Genomic DNA, 14,889 nt, shown 5'->3' with positions numbered 1-14,889 from the left:
AGTGCAGTTCCACACGCTTCTTCTTGCAACGAGGCAAAGCTCTGACGCTGAGGCCCGGCTCGGCGGCCGGGATGACGAAGCTGGGATGCATGCAGATCGCTTTTCGCCGTTGTCTCCGGCAACAGCCCCGCGACTTGGATGCCGCCGCGAAAACCTACTCCGGCCTTACCAGCACATGCTTCTTGCGGCCGACCGACAGCTTGACGACGCCGTCCTTCAGGTCCGCCTCGCCGATGGTGGCGCGGGGATCGGAGACCGGCTCGTCATTGACCCTGACGGCGCCGCCCTGGACATGCCTGCGGGCTTCGCCGTTGGAGCCCGCGAGCCCGGCCTGGACGACCAGCGCCAGAAGCCCCGTGCCCGCGGCAAGCTCGGAGGCGGGCACGGTGATCGTTGGCAGCGTGTCGGCGAGGGCGCCTTCCTCGAAGGTCTTGCGGGCCGTCTCGGCGGAAGCCTCGGCCGCCTCGCGGCCATGGACGATCGCCGTCGCCTCGGTGGCGAGGATCTTCTTCGCCTCGTTGATCTCCGAGCCGCCCAGCGCCTCGAGCCTGGCGATCTCGTCGAGCGGCAGCCGCGTGAAGATCTTCAGGAAGCGGCCGACATCGGCATCCTCTGTGTTCCGCCAGTACTGCCAGAAGTCATAGGCGCTGAAGACGTCCTCGTTCAGCCAGACGGCGCCGGAGGCGGTCTTGCCCATCTTGGCGCCAGAGGAGGTGGTGAGCAGCGGCGTCGTCAGCGCATAGAGCTGCGGGGTGCCCATGCGATGGCCGAGATCGACGCCGTTGATGATGTTGCCCCACTGGTCGGAGCCGCCCATCTGCAGCCGGCAGCCGTAGCGGCGGGAGAGCTCGACGAAGTCGTAGCCCTGCATGATCATGTAGTTGAATTCGAGGAATGACAGCGACTGCTCGCGGTCGAGCCGCAGCTTCACCGAATCGAAGGAAAGCATGCGGTTGACCGAGAAATGCCGGCCGACGTCGCGCAGGAACTCGACATAGTTCAGCTTCATCAGCCAGTCGGCATTGTTGACCATGATTGCATCGGTGAGCCCGTCGCCGAACTTCAGGATCCGCGCGAAGATCCGCTTGATGCTGTCGATGTTCTGGTCGATCGCCTCGGGCGTCAGCAGCTTGCGCTGCTCGTCGCGGAAGGACGGATCGCCCACCATCGAGGTACCGCCGCCCATCAGCGCGATCGGCCGGTGGCCGGTCTCCTGCAGCCAGTAGAGCATCGTCGCGGAGATCAGATTGCCGATGTGGAGGCTCGTCGCGGTGGCGTCGTAGCCGACATAGGCGGTGACCGTCTCGGTGCGGAACAGATCGTCCAGCCCGGTCTCGTCCGACACCTGGTGGATGAAGCCGCGCTCGGCAAGGGTCTTCAGAAACTCGGACTTGAAGCCGGTCATGGATGCGAGGTCCTGTGGATCGGCTCGCGGCTGGCGCCCCGCGAGCACGTTTTCGGTCGATTGCGAGCGCCCCGGCGCTGCCGGGCGCGTGTCCTAGCGCAGCCGCTTCGGCCGTGGATCGGAGAGTTCGCCGGCCAGCCGCCGGTCAAGATAGTCGGCGCATTCGCCGATCAGCTCGTCGGTCTGGTCGGTGAAGAAGTGGTTGGCCTCGTCCATCGTCTTCTGGGTGATGACGATGCCCTTCTGGGTCTTCAGCTTGTCGACGAGGGTCTGCACGTCGCGCGGCGGCGCCACCCGATCCTTGGCGCCGTGGATGATCAGGCCGGAGGACGGGCAGGGGGCGAGGAAGGAGAAGTCGTAGGAGTTCGGCTGCGGCGCGATCGACAGGAAGCCCTCGATCTCCGGGCGGCGCATCAACAGCTGCATGCCGATCCAGGAGCCGAAGGAATAGCCGGCCACCCAGGTCTGCTTGGAATCCGGGTGGAGGCTCTGCACCCAGTCGAGCGCCGAGGCCGCATCCGACAGTTCGCCGGTGCCGTGGTCGAACTCGCCCTGGCTGCGGCCGATGCCGCGGAAATTGAAGCGCAGCGTGGTGAAGCCGCGCTCCACGAACATGTAGAAGAGCTGGTAGACGATCTGGTTGTTCATCGTGCCGCCGAAGCGGGGATGAGGATGCAGCACGATCGCGATCGGGGCGTTCTTTTCCTTAGCGGCCTGATACCGGCCTTCCAGGCGCCCAGCCGGGCCGTTGAAGATCACTTCGGGCATATCATACTCTCTCTCAGCGGACGCGCCGCCTGGTCCGGTTCTGGCATTCGCGCGCCGCCACCCAGGGCTCCGCGTTGATCGGCGGAACCGTAGACGGCCGGCAGGCCTTCATTCGCGAGGCGATTTCGAGCCGCCAGCCGATCTGGCGGTTGCCGCGAACGAGTTCCACATGCCAAATTGGCTCCAACAGTGCCGCGCTTGACGAGACCAGACCCGGTCCGTAAACTTCACTTTAGAAGCATTCAAAACTGGCGATGCCATGCGAGGGCGCTTTCTAGTCCTTTTGCAGGCTGAATTTCAAGGAATTTGCGCCGGCAGGACGCGTTATTCTCAGCGAGTTGACATGAACGGCCGCGAGAGGCGGATTTATCTGGACCACAATGCGTCCGCGCCGCTGCTTCCCGAAGCCAGGGATGCGGCCGTCGCAGCGCTGGCGCTCGCCAATCCATCGTCCACCCACCGCGAGGGGCGCGACGCGCGCGGCGCGCTCGAAGAGGCGCGCCGATCGGTCGCCCGGCTCGTCGGCGGAACCGATGAAAAGGTTCCCGCCGAGGCCGTCGTGTTCACCAGCGGCGCGACGGAAGCGGCGGCGCAGCTGCTTTCGCCCCGCTGGCTGATCGACGGCGAAGCGACAAGGCTTGCCGGGCTTGCGGTCATCGAGACCGACCATCCGGCGACCCGCGAGGGCGGCAGCTTCGAGCCGGGCCGCGTCACCCGGCTGCCGGTCGACCGCGAGGGCCTTGTCCGCCTCGATGCATTGGCCGAATGGGCCGCCAAGCTCGACGATGCCGGACCGGCGCTGCTGGCGTTTTCCCGGGCGAATTCGGAGACCGGCGTCATCCAGCCCCTCGCTGCCATCCGCGAGGCGATTGCGGGAAGGCCGATCCGTCTCGTGCTCGACGCGGCGCAGGTCGCCGGGCGTCTGCCGATCGATCTTGATGCCACCGGGGCCGATGCGGTGATTCTTTCAGGGCACAAGATCGGCGCGATGAAGGGCGTTGGGGCGTTTGCGTTGAAGAGCCTTGCGACCCGGCCATACGCGCTTCTTCGTGGCGGCGGCCAGGAGCGCGGCATGCGGCCGGGTACCGAGGCGCTGCCGGCGATCGCGAGTTTCGGCGCCGCGGCCGAGGTGGTGCTGGCGCGGCTCGGCGGTGCGGTTTCGCAGCTGCAGGACCGCCGCGACTTTCTGGAGGGCCAGATCGCGGCGCGGCTGCCGGAGGCAGTCGTCCTCGGAAAGGGCGCCGAGCGGCTTCCCAACACGCTCGCCGTCGCGCATCCCGCCGTCCGGGCCGAGACGGCGCAGATCGCCCTCGATCTCGAAGGCCTTGCGGTCTCGGCCGGCTCGGCCTGCTCCTCCGGCAAGGTCGGCCAGAGCCACGTCGCTGCGGCGATGGCGGCCGCGGGCCTTGCAATCGACCCGGCGCTCGGCGCGATCCGCGTCAGTTTCGGCTCCGAAACCGACGAAGCGGCCCTCGAGCGCTTTGCCGCCGCATATGAAAGGCTGGCCCGCCGGGCCACCGCCAGGGCCGGGTCCGCGAAGGCGGCGTGAGCCCTTGCGATAATTTGGAATGGCACTAAAAACGCGGCCATTCGAGACTTATCTTGACGGTCAGGATAAAGTTTTCCAGACCGAAACCCCCGACCACCGGACCTTGAATCCGGCGAGTATGGAGCGAGAGGCATGCCTGCAGTTCAGGAGACCATCGATCAGGTCCGACAGATCGATGTCGACCAGTATAAATACGGCTTCGAGACGCTGATCGAGATGGACGTCGCCCCCAAGGGGCTGAACGAAGACATCATCAAGCTGATCTCGGCCAAGAAGGGCGAGCCGGAGTGGATGCTGGCCTGGCGCCTCGAGGCCTTCCAGCGCTGGAAGACGATGGAGACGCCCGACTGGGCGCGGGTCGACTATCCGCCGATCGACTATCAGGACATCCATTATTACGCCGCGCCGAAGTCGATGTCCGGCCCGGCCTCGCTCGACGAGGTCGATCCGGAGATTCTGCGCACCTACGAGAAGCTCGGCATCCCGCTTCGCGAGCAGGAGATCCTCGCCGGAGTCGTCAAGCCGCAGGCGGGTGACGATGGCGAGGGCGATGATGATCGCCTGTCGGCCCCGAGCTCGTCGCGCGTCGCTGTCGATGCGGTGTTCGATTCCGTCTCGGTCGCGACGACCTTCAAGAAGGAGCTGCAGAAGGCCGGCGTGATCTTCATGCCGATCTCCGAGGCGATCCGCGAGCATCCGGAGCTGGTGAAGAAGTATCTCGGCTCGGTCGTGCCGGCCTCGGACAACTTCTTTGCGACGCTCAATTCCGCGGTCTTCACCGACGGGTCCTTCGTCTACGTGCCGAAGGGCGTGCGCTGCCCGATGGAACTGTCGACCTATTTCCGCATCAACGAGCGCAATACCGGCCAGTTCGAGCGCACGCTGATCATCGCCGACGAGGGGGCCTACGTCTCCTATCTCGAAGGCTGCACGGCGCCGCAGCGTGACGAGAACCAGCTGCATGCCGCAGTCGTCGAACTCGTTGCCCTCGACGATGCCGAGATCAAATATTCCACCGTCCAGAACTGGTACCCGGGCGATAAGGAAGGCAAGGGCGGCATCTACAACTTCGTCACCAAGCGGGGCGACTGCCGCGGCAAGAACTCGCGGATTTCCTGGACGCAGGTCGAGACCGGCTCGGCGATCACCTGGAAATATCCCTCCTGCATCCTGCGCGGCGACAACTCGCGCGGCGAGTTCTATTCGATCGCGGTCTCGAACGGCCGTCAGCAGATCGATTCCGGCACCAAGATGATCCATCTCGGCAAGAACACGACGAGCCGGATCATTTCCAAGGGCATTTCGGCGGGCAATTCCAACAACACTTATCGCGGCCAGGTCTCGGCCAATCGCCGTGCCGCCAACGCCCGCAACTTCACCCAGTGCGACTCGCTCCTGATCGGCAACGACTGCGGCGCCCACACCGTGCCCTATATCGAGGCGAAGAACGCCACGGCGCAGTTCGAGCACGAGGCGACCACCTCGAAGATCTCCGACGACCAGCTGTTCTACTGTATGCAGCGCGGCATCCCCGAGGAGGAGGCGATCGCGCTGATCGTCAACGGCTTCGTCAAGGATGTCATCCAGCAGCTGCCGATGGAGTTCGCGGTGGAAGCGCAGAAGCTGATCGGGATCTCGCTGGAGGGAAGCGTGGGGTGAGGGCTACGGTTACGGCCGTCATCCTCGCCCTTGTGGCGAGGATCTAGCGAGGTTGCCGCGCTAGAAGCGTCACCGAAGGAGACGCTAGTCAAACGGTCCATCGCCTCATCGGCAGTAGATCCTCGCCACAAGGGCGAGGATGACGCCGCTGGATGCGAACTGAAGGTCTTTCGATGTCGATCGGCCTTCATGCCTGTGGCCCGGAGGTGATGTCGTGACCGGCTCGGTCTACATGATGTCGGACAAGCCGCGGGGCGTCATCTACATCGGAGTGACGAGCGACCTTCTAGGTCGCGTTTGGGAGCATAAGAACGAGGTTCAAGAGGGTTTCACGTCACGATACGAAGCGAAGAACCTCGTCTGGTTCGAGCTGCATCCGAACATCGTCCTCGCGATCCGGCGGGAAAAGTCGCTGAAGCGGTATTCGAGGGCGTGGAAAATCAATCTCATCGAGGGCCTCAATCCAACATGGCTGGACCTGTACGAGCGCATTGACGAGATCGAAAATGTCTACATGCCGCATTGCAATTCGCGGGAGTGGAGCGACTACAATTGAGGATGAATGCGTGGCCCGATCGCCCGCCGCAGGCTAGAAGTGTGGAAAAATCCGGAAACGATTTTGGCCGGTGATGGCGGTAGATCCTCGGGACAGGCCCGAGGATGACGCCGCGGTGGGTTGACGGGCGCATAGACCGTTCCGTTTCGTCATCCTCGCCCTTGTGGCGAGGATCTACTGAGGAATCAGGACCAAAATCGTTGTTCGAATTTGGTTCTTCGCACGAACGGGTGCACCAAGAGGGTAGACGGTTCTGAGCTTCGACTGCGGTAGATCCTCGGGACAGGCCCGAGGATGACGCCGCATTTAGAGAGCGACCAACTCAGGGCCGTCATCCTCGCCCTTGTGGCGAGGATCTACTGTCGGTGACGGATTCAGAAGCGTTTGCCTGGGAAACGCTGAGATGGCTGGTTGCGTAAACGAGGGAAGGCGATGACTGGATGATCACCGATTCAACACCTGACCAAACCCGCCTTCGCGCGATCGAGGACCGGATCGAACAGGCCCGCGAGGCGGTGGCAACGGCCGAGGGCTCGATGACCGACCCGGTCGTCGCCGACGAGATCGAGGCGCTGCAGGCCGAACGCCAGAGGCTCCTCGACGAGATTGAAACCGCAGGCGACGCCGATCCCGGCGCGTCCTGACGACGATACGAACGAACGCTGAAAGAACGAAGAGACGATGCTGGAAATCAAGAACCTCCACGCCCGCGTCGCCGACGAGGGCACCGAGATCCTCAAGGGTGTCGATCTGACCGTGAAGGACGGCGAGGTCGCTGCGATCATGGGGCCGAACGGCTCCGGCAAGTCGACCCTGTCCTACATCCTCGCCGGTCGTGACGACTACGAGGTCACCGACGGCGACATCGTCTACAACGGCGAGTCGATCCTCGAGATGGACCCGGCCGAGCGCGCCGCCTCCGGCGTCTTCCTCGCCTTCCAGTATCCGCTGGAAATTCCCGGCGTCGCGACGATGACCTTCCTCAAGACCGCCCTCAACGCCCAGCGCAAGGCGCGGGGCGAGGCCGAGCTGATGACGCCGGACTTCATGCGCAAGGTGAAGGCTGCGGCGGCCGAGCTGAAGATCGACGCCGAAATGCTCAAGCGGCCTTTGAACGTCGGCTTTTCCGGCGGCGAGAAGAAGCGTGCCGAGATCCTGCAGATGGCGCTGCTCGAGCCGAAGCTCTGCGTCATGGACGAGACCGATTCCGGCCTCGACATCGACGCTTTGAAGATCGTCGCCGACGGCGTCAACGCTCTCAGATCGCCGGAGCGCTCCTTCCTGGTCATCACCCACTATCAGCGGCTGCTCGACTATATCGTGCCGGACACCGTCCACGTCCTCTACAAGGGACGGATCATCAAGTCCGGCGACAAGGAACTGGCGCTGCAGCTCGAGAACGAGGGCTACAGTCAGATCATCGGCGAGGCTGCGTAATTATGAGCGTTACCGAGCTGAGACCCAGAACGCCGGCAGAGACGGCGCTCGTCCAGCTGGCGGAAGCCGCCGGCACCGATGAGGACGCACGCCGCGCCGCCATCGAGGCACTGCGCCGCGAAGGTCTGCCGCATCGCCGGATCGAGGCGTGGCACTATACCGACCTGCGCGGGCTGATGGGCCGCCGGCTCGGCCAGGGCCAGGCGGTCGAAGCCATCGCCGAGAAGGCAGCCGGGCCTGCAGAGACGGTGCTTGCGCCGCTCGTCGCCGGCTCCACCGTCGTTGATCTCGACGCGCCCGACCATGCGGTGGCGCCGGCTGGCGTCACCATTGCCGCGACGAACGACCTGTCCGACTGGCACGAGAGCCCGAACCATCTCGATCGGCCGGTGGATACTGTCCGCCTGGTGAATGCTGCTTTCGGCGCCCGCGCAGCAAAGATCGCCATTGCCGACAAGGCCGAGATCGGCTCGCCGATCGAGCTGAGGAGCGGCATCGGCACGCAGTCCCACGCCTCGGTCGAGGTGAGCGTCGGCGATCAGGCCAGTGCCGTTGTCGTCGAGCGCGTCGAGGGCGGTGGTTCGCCGGCCCCGTCGAGCCTCGTCTCGCATCTGGCGATCGGCGACGACGCCGAGGTGCTGTGGATCATCGACCAGTCGAAGGACTCGGACGCCGCCCATCTCGGCCAGCTCAATGTCACGGTCGGCGCCAACGCCACCTTCAAGCTGTTCCTCCTCAATGCCGGCGGCGCACTCGTCCGACAGGAGGTGCATGCGGTGACGAAGGGCGAAGGGTCGCAGATCATCATGCGGGGGGTGAACCTTCTGGAGAAGGACCAGCATGTCGACGTGACGACGACGTTGCGCCACACCCATCCGAACACCACGGCGACGGAGACCTTCCGCAATGTGGTGACCGGCGGCCACGGCGTTTTCCAGGGCATGATCAAGGTCGCCCGCGAGGCCCAGAAGACCGACGCCAAGATGGCCTGCAACACGCTGCTTCTGTCCGAGGATGGCGATTTCTCGGCCAAACCCGAGCTCGAGATCTTCGCCGACGACGTCCAGTGCGGCCACGGCGCGACGGCGGGCGAGATCAACCGCGACCATCTCTTCTATCTGATGTCGCGCGGCATCCCGGCGGCGCAGGCGAAAGCCCTTCTGGTCAAGGCCTTCGTCGACGAGATGGTCGAGGAGCTGGAAGTCGAGGAGGCGATCGCCGAGGCGTTGACCGGCAAGATCGAGGCGTGGCTCGAAAAGAGCCACTGAGGAAGAGACCATGGCCGCTCGCATCACCTTCGATCACTGCGTGATCCACGTGTCAGACTGGGACCGGTCGGAGGCCTTCTACCGCGACGTTCTCGGCGCCGAGGTCATCCGCGAGGCGGTCGGCTACGCGCTGCGGTTCGGCGGCCAGCAGTTGAACCTCCACGGGCCGGGCAAGCACGCCGAGCCGGTGGCGCAGGTGCCGGTCATGCCTGGCAATAGCGATCTCTGCTTCCGCTGGCACGGGCCGATCGCCGAGGCTCTATCGCATCTGAAGGCGCACGGCATCGAGGCCGAACTCGGACCGGTGACGCGGAGCGGCGCTGCCGGCACCGGCACCAGCGTCTATTTTCGCGATCCCGACGGATCGCTCATGGAGTTCATATCCTATGACGGTTGAAGCCAGACGGAGCGCTGCGACCGGCTACGACGTCGAGGCGGTTCGCGCCGACTTCCCGATCCTTGCGAAGGAAGTCTACGGCAAGCCGCTGGTCTATCTCGACAGCGGTGCCTCGGCCCAGAAGCCAAAGGCAGTGCTCGACCGGATCATGACGGCCTACGGCGAGGACTATGCCAACGTCCATCGCGGCCTGCATTACCTGTCGAACCGCTCGACCGAGGCTTTCGAGGAAGCCCGGTCGAAGGTGGCGCGATTCCTCAATGCCGCGTCGTCCGAGGAGATCGTCTTCACGCGCTCGGCGACCGAATCGATCAACCTCGTCGCCTATGGCTTCGGCATGGAGACGATCGGCGAGGGCGACGAGATCGTCGTCACCCAGATGGAGCACCACTCCAACATCGTGCCCTGGCACTTCATCCGCGAGCGCAAGGGGGCGAAGCTCGTCTTCGTGCCGGTGGAGGATGACGGCTCGATCAGCGTCGAGGCCTTCGAGAAGGCGATCACGCCGCGGACGAAGCTGATCGCGACGACCCACATGTCGAACGTTCTCGGCACCATCGTCGATGTCAAGGCTGTCTGCGCGCTCGCCCGGTCGAAGGGCATTCCGACCCTCGTCGACGGCAGCCAGGGCGCCGTGCATCTGCCGGTCGACGTGCAGGACATCGGCTGCGACTTCTATGTCTTCACTGGCCACAAGGTCTATGGGCCAACCGGCATCGGCGTTCTCTACGGCCGCCAGGCGATGCTGGAGGCGACCCGGCCGTTCAACGGCGGCGGCGAGATGATCGCCGAGGTCACCGAGGAAACCGTCACCTACAACGCTCCGCCGCATCGGTTCGAGGCGGGTACGCCGCCGATCGTCCAGGCGATCGGCCTCGGCGCGGCACTCGACTACATGGAGAGCGTCGGTCGCGAAGCCATTGCGGCACATGAGGCAACGCTCGGCCAATATGCCCACGAGCGGCTGAAGGCGATCAATTCGCTGAAGATCTACGGCGAGGCGCCAGGCAAGGGTGCGATCGTCTCCTTCGATCTCGAAGGCATCCATGCCCATGACGTCTCGATGGTGATCGATCGCGAAGGCGTTGCGGTGCGGGCTGGCACCCACTGCGCGCAGCCGCTCTTGAAGCGTTTCGGCACGACCTCCACATGCCGGGCATCGTTTGCTATGTATAACACTCTCGCCGAGGTCGACCGTCTGGCCGAAGCCCTCGAAAAGGCCCGGCGATTCTTCGCCTGAGGCGCAACACCCGAAAAGACGACAGGCATGAGCGAGGAAGTCGACACCAAGCCCGCAGCGAACGGGACCAACGAGCCGGCCATCGCGGCCCCGGCCGACGATACGGCTGCAGCCAACATGGCGATGGCCTCCGGCGGTCAGGACCCTTCGTCCATCCCGGCGGAGGAACTGTCGCGGCTCACCGACGACATCATCGGCGCGCTGAAGACGGTCTATGATCCCGAGATTCCGGCCGACATCTACGAACTCGGCCTGATCTACAAGATCGACATCGACGACGGACGCAATGTCGATGTCGAGATGACCCTGACGGCGCCCGGCTGCCCGGTCGCCGGCGAGATGCCGATCTGGGTGGAAAATGCCGTCGGATCCGTCGACGGCGTCGGTCAGGTGAAGGTCGAGATCGTCTTCGATCCTCCCTGGACGCCGGAGCGGATGAGCGAAGAGGCGCAGGTCGCGGTCGGCTGGTACTGACCGGTCACGCCGGCCCGCCGAGCCCGGACCGAAACGCGGCGCCCGCCCGGGGCCCGCTGGTTTCATCCGGTCGGACGGACGGGCGGGCTGGATCGCGGCGTCCATTGCGAATTCGGCGCCGGCTTTAACCACTGGTAAGCAATGGGTCAGCTTTGCCACTTAACATCTGTCAGTGGTAGCTTGCTTCTGTTGAAGTTGCAGCTAGCTATCTGACACAGAAACCTTTGCTGGTCTGAAAGGAGCGATCCGATGGGCCGATTTGCCGTGATGAGCCTGACAAGCACCGCCGCAGAGCGGATCAAGTCGATCCTTGCCGCAAGCGATGCCGCAGCGCATGGGATCCGCGTCGGAATCAAGAAGGGGGGATGCGCGGGGATGGAATATACCGTCGACCTCGCCGACCAGCCCGGCCAGAACGAGGACGTCATCGAGCGCGATGGCGCCAAGGTCTTCGTCGCGCCGGAGGCCGTGCTGTTCCTGCTCGGGACCGAGATGGACTATGAGGAGACCGTGCTCCGGTCGGGCTTCGTCTTTCGCAATCCGAACCAGACCTCGGCCTGCGGCTGCGGCGAATCCGTCGAACTGAAGCAGGCCGATCTCGCGGCGATGGCGGCAGCGCAACAAGCCTGAGGCGATCGGAGGGGAGGCGATGGACGAAGAGTTTCTGAGGGATCTCTTCCGTTCGCTTCCCGCCATTTCCATCCGCCGCCTGTTTGGCGGCCAGGGCATCTACAGCGACGGCCGTATCGTCGCCATCGTCATCCGCGGCAACCTCTATCTCAAGAGCGATCCCGAAAGCGAAGCCAGCTATGCCGGCGCAGGCCTCGAACGCTGGACTTATGCCCGGGCCGGCAAGGCGCCGGTGAGCATGCCCTATTGGCGATTTCCGGAAGACGGCTACGACGACCCTGACGAAGCCGAGCGCTGGATTGCCGTCGCCGATCAAGCGGCGCGAAGGGTCGATATGGCAGAGGCCGGCAAGCGTGTCGCAGCATCGAAACGGGGCAGGGCGGGCCGGAAGGCCACCTGACCCGAACGAGATCTCAACGCAAGACGGCCGGGCGGGTAAGAGAACCCGCCCGGCCGTTTTGTCATGTCAGCGGCAGCGCCGCGCTCGGCAACCGGATCAGGCGGCTGCGATGATCACTTCCAGTCGCCGCGCCATTCGATGCGCTCGGCGGCGCGCAGAGCCTCGTCTCTCGACATGCCGACATCTCGCAGCTGGTCGTCGCTCATGGAGAGAAGATCCTGGCGCATCTGCCGCCGCCTGCCGACCGCGCGGAAAGCAAACGCCAATGCCGAGCCGAGCGCGACGATTGCTTCCGACAGGGCCGGAAGCGCCTCGGCCTTGCCGCGGCTTCCCGCGCGCCGGACGGACAGATCCTCGATCTGGGCGACCCTTGCATGATGCATTGTCATGGTGACATCTCCTTCGACTGCACCATTGTCTCGTTGATCCTCTTGTACGCCGATTGAATTGGAGTACAATGACGAATGCATCAGGGTGACAAAGAGAGGTGTATGGGTGACAATACAATTTGCGATCTCCGAAGACGACGCCACGCCCTTCTACCTCCGTCTCGCCGACGCCATCGAGCGCGCGATCGTCGAAGGCGCTCTGAAACCGGGCGACAAGCTGCCGCCCCAACGCGACATCGCCTTCGATCTGAAGGTGACCGTCGGCACCATTGGCCGTGCCTATCAGATCGCCCGCGAGCGGGGCCTGACGACCGGCGAGGTCGGCCGCGGCACCTATGTCCGGCTCGCGGAAGCGCCGGAAGACAAGGCTCCTCAGCAATCCTTTCCGTCACGCTCCATCGCCGACTCGATTCCCAGTGTGCGCAGCGAGGACGTGAAGCTCGATTCGACCTCCGCGCCGATGGTCGGGCAGGCCGCCGCGGTGGCGGCGGTCTTCGCGGCGGTGCTGAAGGATTCCAGCCAGAAGGCGCTGGATTACGTGCGCGGCGTGCCGACGACCTGGCTCGATGCCGGCGCCGCTTGGCTGGCGACGGGCGGCTGGGCGCCGGAGCCTGGCAATGTCGTGCCGACCCTCGGGGTGAATGCCGCGATCCAGGGGATCATTGCGTCCGCGACCCATCCCGGCGACCGGATCGTCTTCGAGGAATTGTCCTATGCCGCCGTGGCGCGCGCTGCGACAATGATCGGCCGGATGCCGCTCACCGTCGCCGCCGACGAGGAGGGCATGCTGCCGGAGGAACTCGATCGCTGCGCCGCAAGGCAGCATCCAAGGATGATTTTCCTGATGCCGGCGGTGAACAACCCGACCGGCCGCTGCATGTCGCTGCGCCGCCGCGAGGAGATTGTGTCGGTCGCGCGCCGTCACAATCTCTTGATTGTTGAGGACAACATCTACGGCAAGATCACGCCGTCGGACATTCCGCCGATCGCTTCGCTGGCGCCCGAACGCACCTTCTTCGTCAGCGGGCTGTCGAAGAGCGTTGCCGCTGGCCTCCGGGTCGGCTGGGCGGCCTGTCCCCGCGGCCAGTCGGTCCGGGTGACGGTCGCGCACAATCATCTGACCGGCGGGCGGCCCTATCTCAATATGGAGGTCGCAGCGCGGCTGGTGCTCTCCGGCGAGGCGGAGCGGATCCGCCAGGCGGTGATCGCCGAGATCGCCGCCCGTGCGGCGCTGTTCGACGAGATCTTCGCTGTCGAGACGGTCGGCCAGGCGCGGGCCGTTCCCTACCGCTGGGTGTCGCTGCCGTCGCCCTGGACGTCGCCGGCCTTCCAGCTTGCCGCGCGCAATCACGGTATCCGCATTGACGGCGAGGACGAATATCAGAGCGTGCGCGGCGACCGCTCGCACCACTCGGTCCGGATTGGAATCTCGGCGGTCGAGGAGCGCCAGACGCTGGCGACGGCGCTTCAGACCCTCAAGGGCCTGATCGACAGCGGCAGCATCTCCTATGTGAGCGTCGCATGACGTCGTGGCGTTGCCGGCCCCGTGAAGCCGCGGGCACTGCCGCGGCACCGATCGGCGAGCCGGCTTCAAACCGGCCAAAAATTCCGTTAGGGAATCTGGATCGGCTGCAGGATCGCCGGGGAGGAACTGCGATGCGACTGGCAACCCTCGTCTCGCCACTGGCTGCCATCGGTCTCACTTTGGGCTGCCTTTCGGCAGAGCCGGCGAGCGCGGACGCCCTGTCGCCCGGGCTCGGCAAGACTGTCCGGCTGGCGGCAGGGCCGTCATCCTCGTCGACCGTCGCCGCCCCGGCACAATCCGGAAGTAGCGGTGGCGGGGTCGGATACGGTGTCCTTGCCGGCGGCGCAGGAAGCGCAACGTCCGGCCCGCCCGGTAGCGCCGTCCTCGACCTGCCGCGGCCTGACCGCAATCCCGGCCCGCAGCGCGACATCGCCTTGACGAAAATTGCTTCCGGGCCGGATCTCGCGACCGTCGCCTCGCAGATCCCGGATCTCGGATGGTACGACAAGACCATCGGCGAGCCCTGCCGGATCGACTGGATCGAGCGCTGCGCCTGGGTGTCGGAAGAACTCGGCAATACGCTCTATGATGGCCTGCGCGAGGCCGGTATCGAACCCTCTAGCCACCAGGAGCCTTATTTCTACGTCTCGCGCTTCGGTCCGGCCGACCGTCTGATCATCTCGCGCAGTGCCAGTTTCGGCGAAGGCGACGTCACCATCGTCAACCTCCTCACCGACCGCGCAGGTCGCCCCGAGGCGAGCGTTGCCATCCCGGTTTCGCGCCAGGCCCAAGGCTTCGATACCGGCGATCCAAGTGCCGGCGTCGCCGTCCTTTCGGCGGCTCAGGACGAAGAGGGCGCCATCTATCTCACCATCGACACGCCGAGCCGCTGCGGCGACCGGCCCCGCAAGGCCGGCCTTCTGGTCAAGACGGATGCAAGCGTCGAAACCATCGCCTGGGTGAGCCCCTTCAACGTGTCGGATACCAGCGTCGCAATCCGCGGCGACAAGATCTATGCGGCGAGCGGCGGCAGCTGCGAGAAGGACTATCTCTACGAACTCGACGCGGCGACCGGAAAGGTCACCGGCCGCAACGTCCTTTCCACCGCGGCGGATTTCCTCGTCGGCACACCGGAGCATCTCCTCGTCGACCTGTACGAGGGCGCGGAGGGATATGCATTTCGATAGGTTGC

At 65.0% G+C, this 14,889-nt stretch carries 16 protein-coding genes; 13 read left to right on the top strand and 3 right to left on the bottom strand.

What is annotated here, in order from left to right:
• Window positions 1-154: 154 nt before the first annotated feature.
• Together tyrS and E3C22_RS03930 are read right to left on the bottom strand one after the other, a co-directional pair.
• A complete protein-coding gene (gene tyrS / locus E3C22_RS03935) occupies window positions 155-1,405 on the bottom strand; it encodes a tyrosine--tRNA ligase (protein WP_134760401.1) in 1,251 nt (416 codons plus the stop codon).
• Window positions 1,406-1,498: 93 nt separating this feature from the next.
• Window positions 1,499-2,173: an alpha/beta hydrolase gene (locus E3C22_RS03930; RefSeq protein WP_134760399.1), complete on the bottom strand. Its 675-nt coding sequence runs from the start codon at window positions 2,171-2,173 to the stop codon at window positions 1,499-1,501.
• Between the two features lie 343 nt (window positions 2,174-2,516).
• Here E3C22_RS03930 and E3C22_RS03925 point away from each other — a divergent pair, with 343 nt between their 5' ends.
• The 11 genes from E3C22_RS03925 (at window position 2,517) to E3C22_RS03875 (ending at window position 11,783) form a co-directional block, all read left to right on the top strand.
• The gene (locus tag E3C22_RS03925) at window positions 2,517-3,722 is read left to right on the top strand and encodes a cysteine desulfurase family protein (RefSeq protein WP_134760397.1); all 1,206 of its coding nucleotides are present in this window, start codon (window positions 2,517-2,519) and stop codon (window positions 3,720-3,722) included.
• A 132-nt stretch (window positions 3,723-3,854) separates the two neighbouring features.
• On the top strand, window positions 3,855-5,381 hold the full coding sequence (sufB, locus tag E3C22_RS03920) for a Fe-S cluster assembly protein SufB (RefSeq protein ID WP_134760395.1): 1,527 nt from the start codon (window positions 3,855-3,857) through the stop codon (window positions 5,379-5,381).
• Between the two features lie 214 nt (window positions 5,382-5,595).
• Entirely contained in the window at window positions 5,596-5,937 is a 342-nt protein-coding gene (locus tag E3C22_RS03915; RefSeq protein WP_134760393.1) for a GIY-YIG nuclease family protein, read from the top strand.
• A 440-nt stretch (window positions 5,938-6,377) separates the two neighbouring features.
• Window positions 6,378-6,581, top strand: coding sequence for a hypothetical protein (locus E3C22_RS03910; protein ID WP_134760391.1), 204 nt, complete (start codon window positions 6,378-6,380; stop codon window positions 6,579-6,581).
• A 37-nt stretch (window positions 6,582-6,618) separates the two neighbouring features.
• Window positions 6,619-7,374 carry a Fe-S cluster assembly ATPase SufC gene (gene sufC / locus E3C22_RS03905; protein ID WP_134760389.1) on the top strand — a complete coding sequence of 252 codons (756 nt, stop codon included), beginning with the start codon at window positions 6,619-6,621 and terminating at the stop codon, window positions 7,372-7,374.
• Window positions 7,375-7,376: 2 nt separating this feature from the next.
• Window positions 7,377-8,642, top strand: coding sequence for a Fe-S cluster assembly protein SufD (sufD, locus tag E3C22_RS03900; protein WP_134760387.1), 1,266 nt, complete (start codon window positions 7,377-7,379; stop codon window positions 8,640-8,642).
• A gap of 10 nt (window positions 8,643-8,652) precedes the next feature.
• Window positions 8,653-9,039, top strand: a complete 387-nt coding sequence (locus E3C22_RS03895) for a VOC family protein (protein WP_134760385.1) — start codon at window positions 8,653-8,655, stop codon at window positions 9,037-9,039.
• Window positions 9,029-10,279, top strand: coding sequence for a cysteine desulfurase (locus tag E3C22_RS03890; protein WP_134760383.1), 1,251 nt, complete (start codon window positions 9,029-9,031; stop codon window positions 10,277-10,279). The genes E3C22_RS03895 and E3C22_RS03890 overlap by 11 nt, the downstream gene beginning before the upstream one ends.
• 117 nt (window positions 10,280-10,396) lie before the next feature.
• Entirely contained in the window at window positions 10,397-10,753 is a 357-nt protein-coding gene (locus E3C22_RS03885) for an SUF system Fe-S cluster assembly protein (protein WP_245514785.1), read from the top strand.
• Between the two features lie 249 nt (window positions 10,754-11,002).
• Complete coding sequence (gene sufA, locus E3C22_RS03880; protein ID WP_134760381.1) at window positions 11,003-11,383, top strand: Fe-S cluster assembly scaffold SufA; 381 nt, start codon at window positions 11,003-11,005, stop codon at window positions 11,381-11,383.
• 19 nt (window positions 11,384-11,402) lie between these two features.
• Window positions 11,403-11,783: a TfoX/Sxy family protein gene (locus E3C22_RS03875; RefSeq protein WP_134760379.1), complete on the top strand. Its 381-nt coding sequence runs from the start codon at window positions 11,403-11,405 to the stop codon at window positions 11,781-11,783.
• A gap of 113 nt (window positions 11,784-11,896) precedes the next feature.
• Here the strand turns inward: E3C22_RS03875 and E3C22_RS03870 are convergent, their stop codons facing one another.
• Window positions 11,897-12,172: a DUF1127 domain-containing protein gene (locus tag E3C22_RS03870; protein ID WP_245514748.1), complete on the bottom strand. Its 276-nt coding sequence runs from the start codon at window positions 12,170-12,172 to the stop codon at window positions 11,897-11,899.
• 106 nt (window positions 12,173-12,278) lie between these two features.
• Between E3C22_RS03870 and E3C22_RS03865 the strand changes: the two genes are divergently transcribed.
• Entirely contained in the window at window positions 12,279-13,697 is a 1,419-nt protein-coding gene (locus tag E3C22_RS03865) for an aminotransferase-like domain-containing protein (protein ID WP_134760377.1), read from the top strand.
• 131 nt (window positions 13,698-13,828) lie between these two features.
• A complete protein-coding gene (locus E3C22_RS03860; RefSeq protein WP_134760375.1) occupies window positions 13,829-14,884 on the top strand; it encodes a hypothetical protein in 1,056 nt (351 codons plus the stop codon).
• Window positions 14,885-14,889: the final 5 nt, after the last annotated feature.

Origin of the sequence: Jiella endophytica, from assembly GCF_004519335.1 — a bacterium.
In the GTDB taxonomy this organism is placed as follows: Bacteria; Pseudomonadota; Alphaproteobacteria; order Rhizobiales; family Rhizobiaceae; genus Jiella; species Jiella endophytica.
Note: the sequence above shows the minus strand (reverse complement) of the source record. Positions and strands in the feature narration are given on the sequence as shown.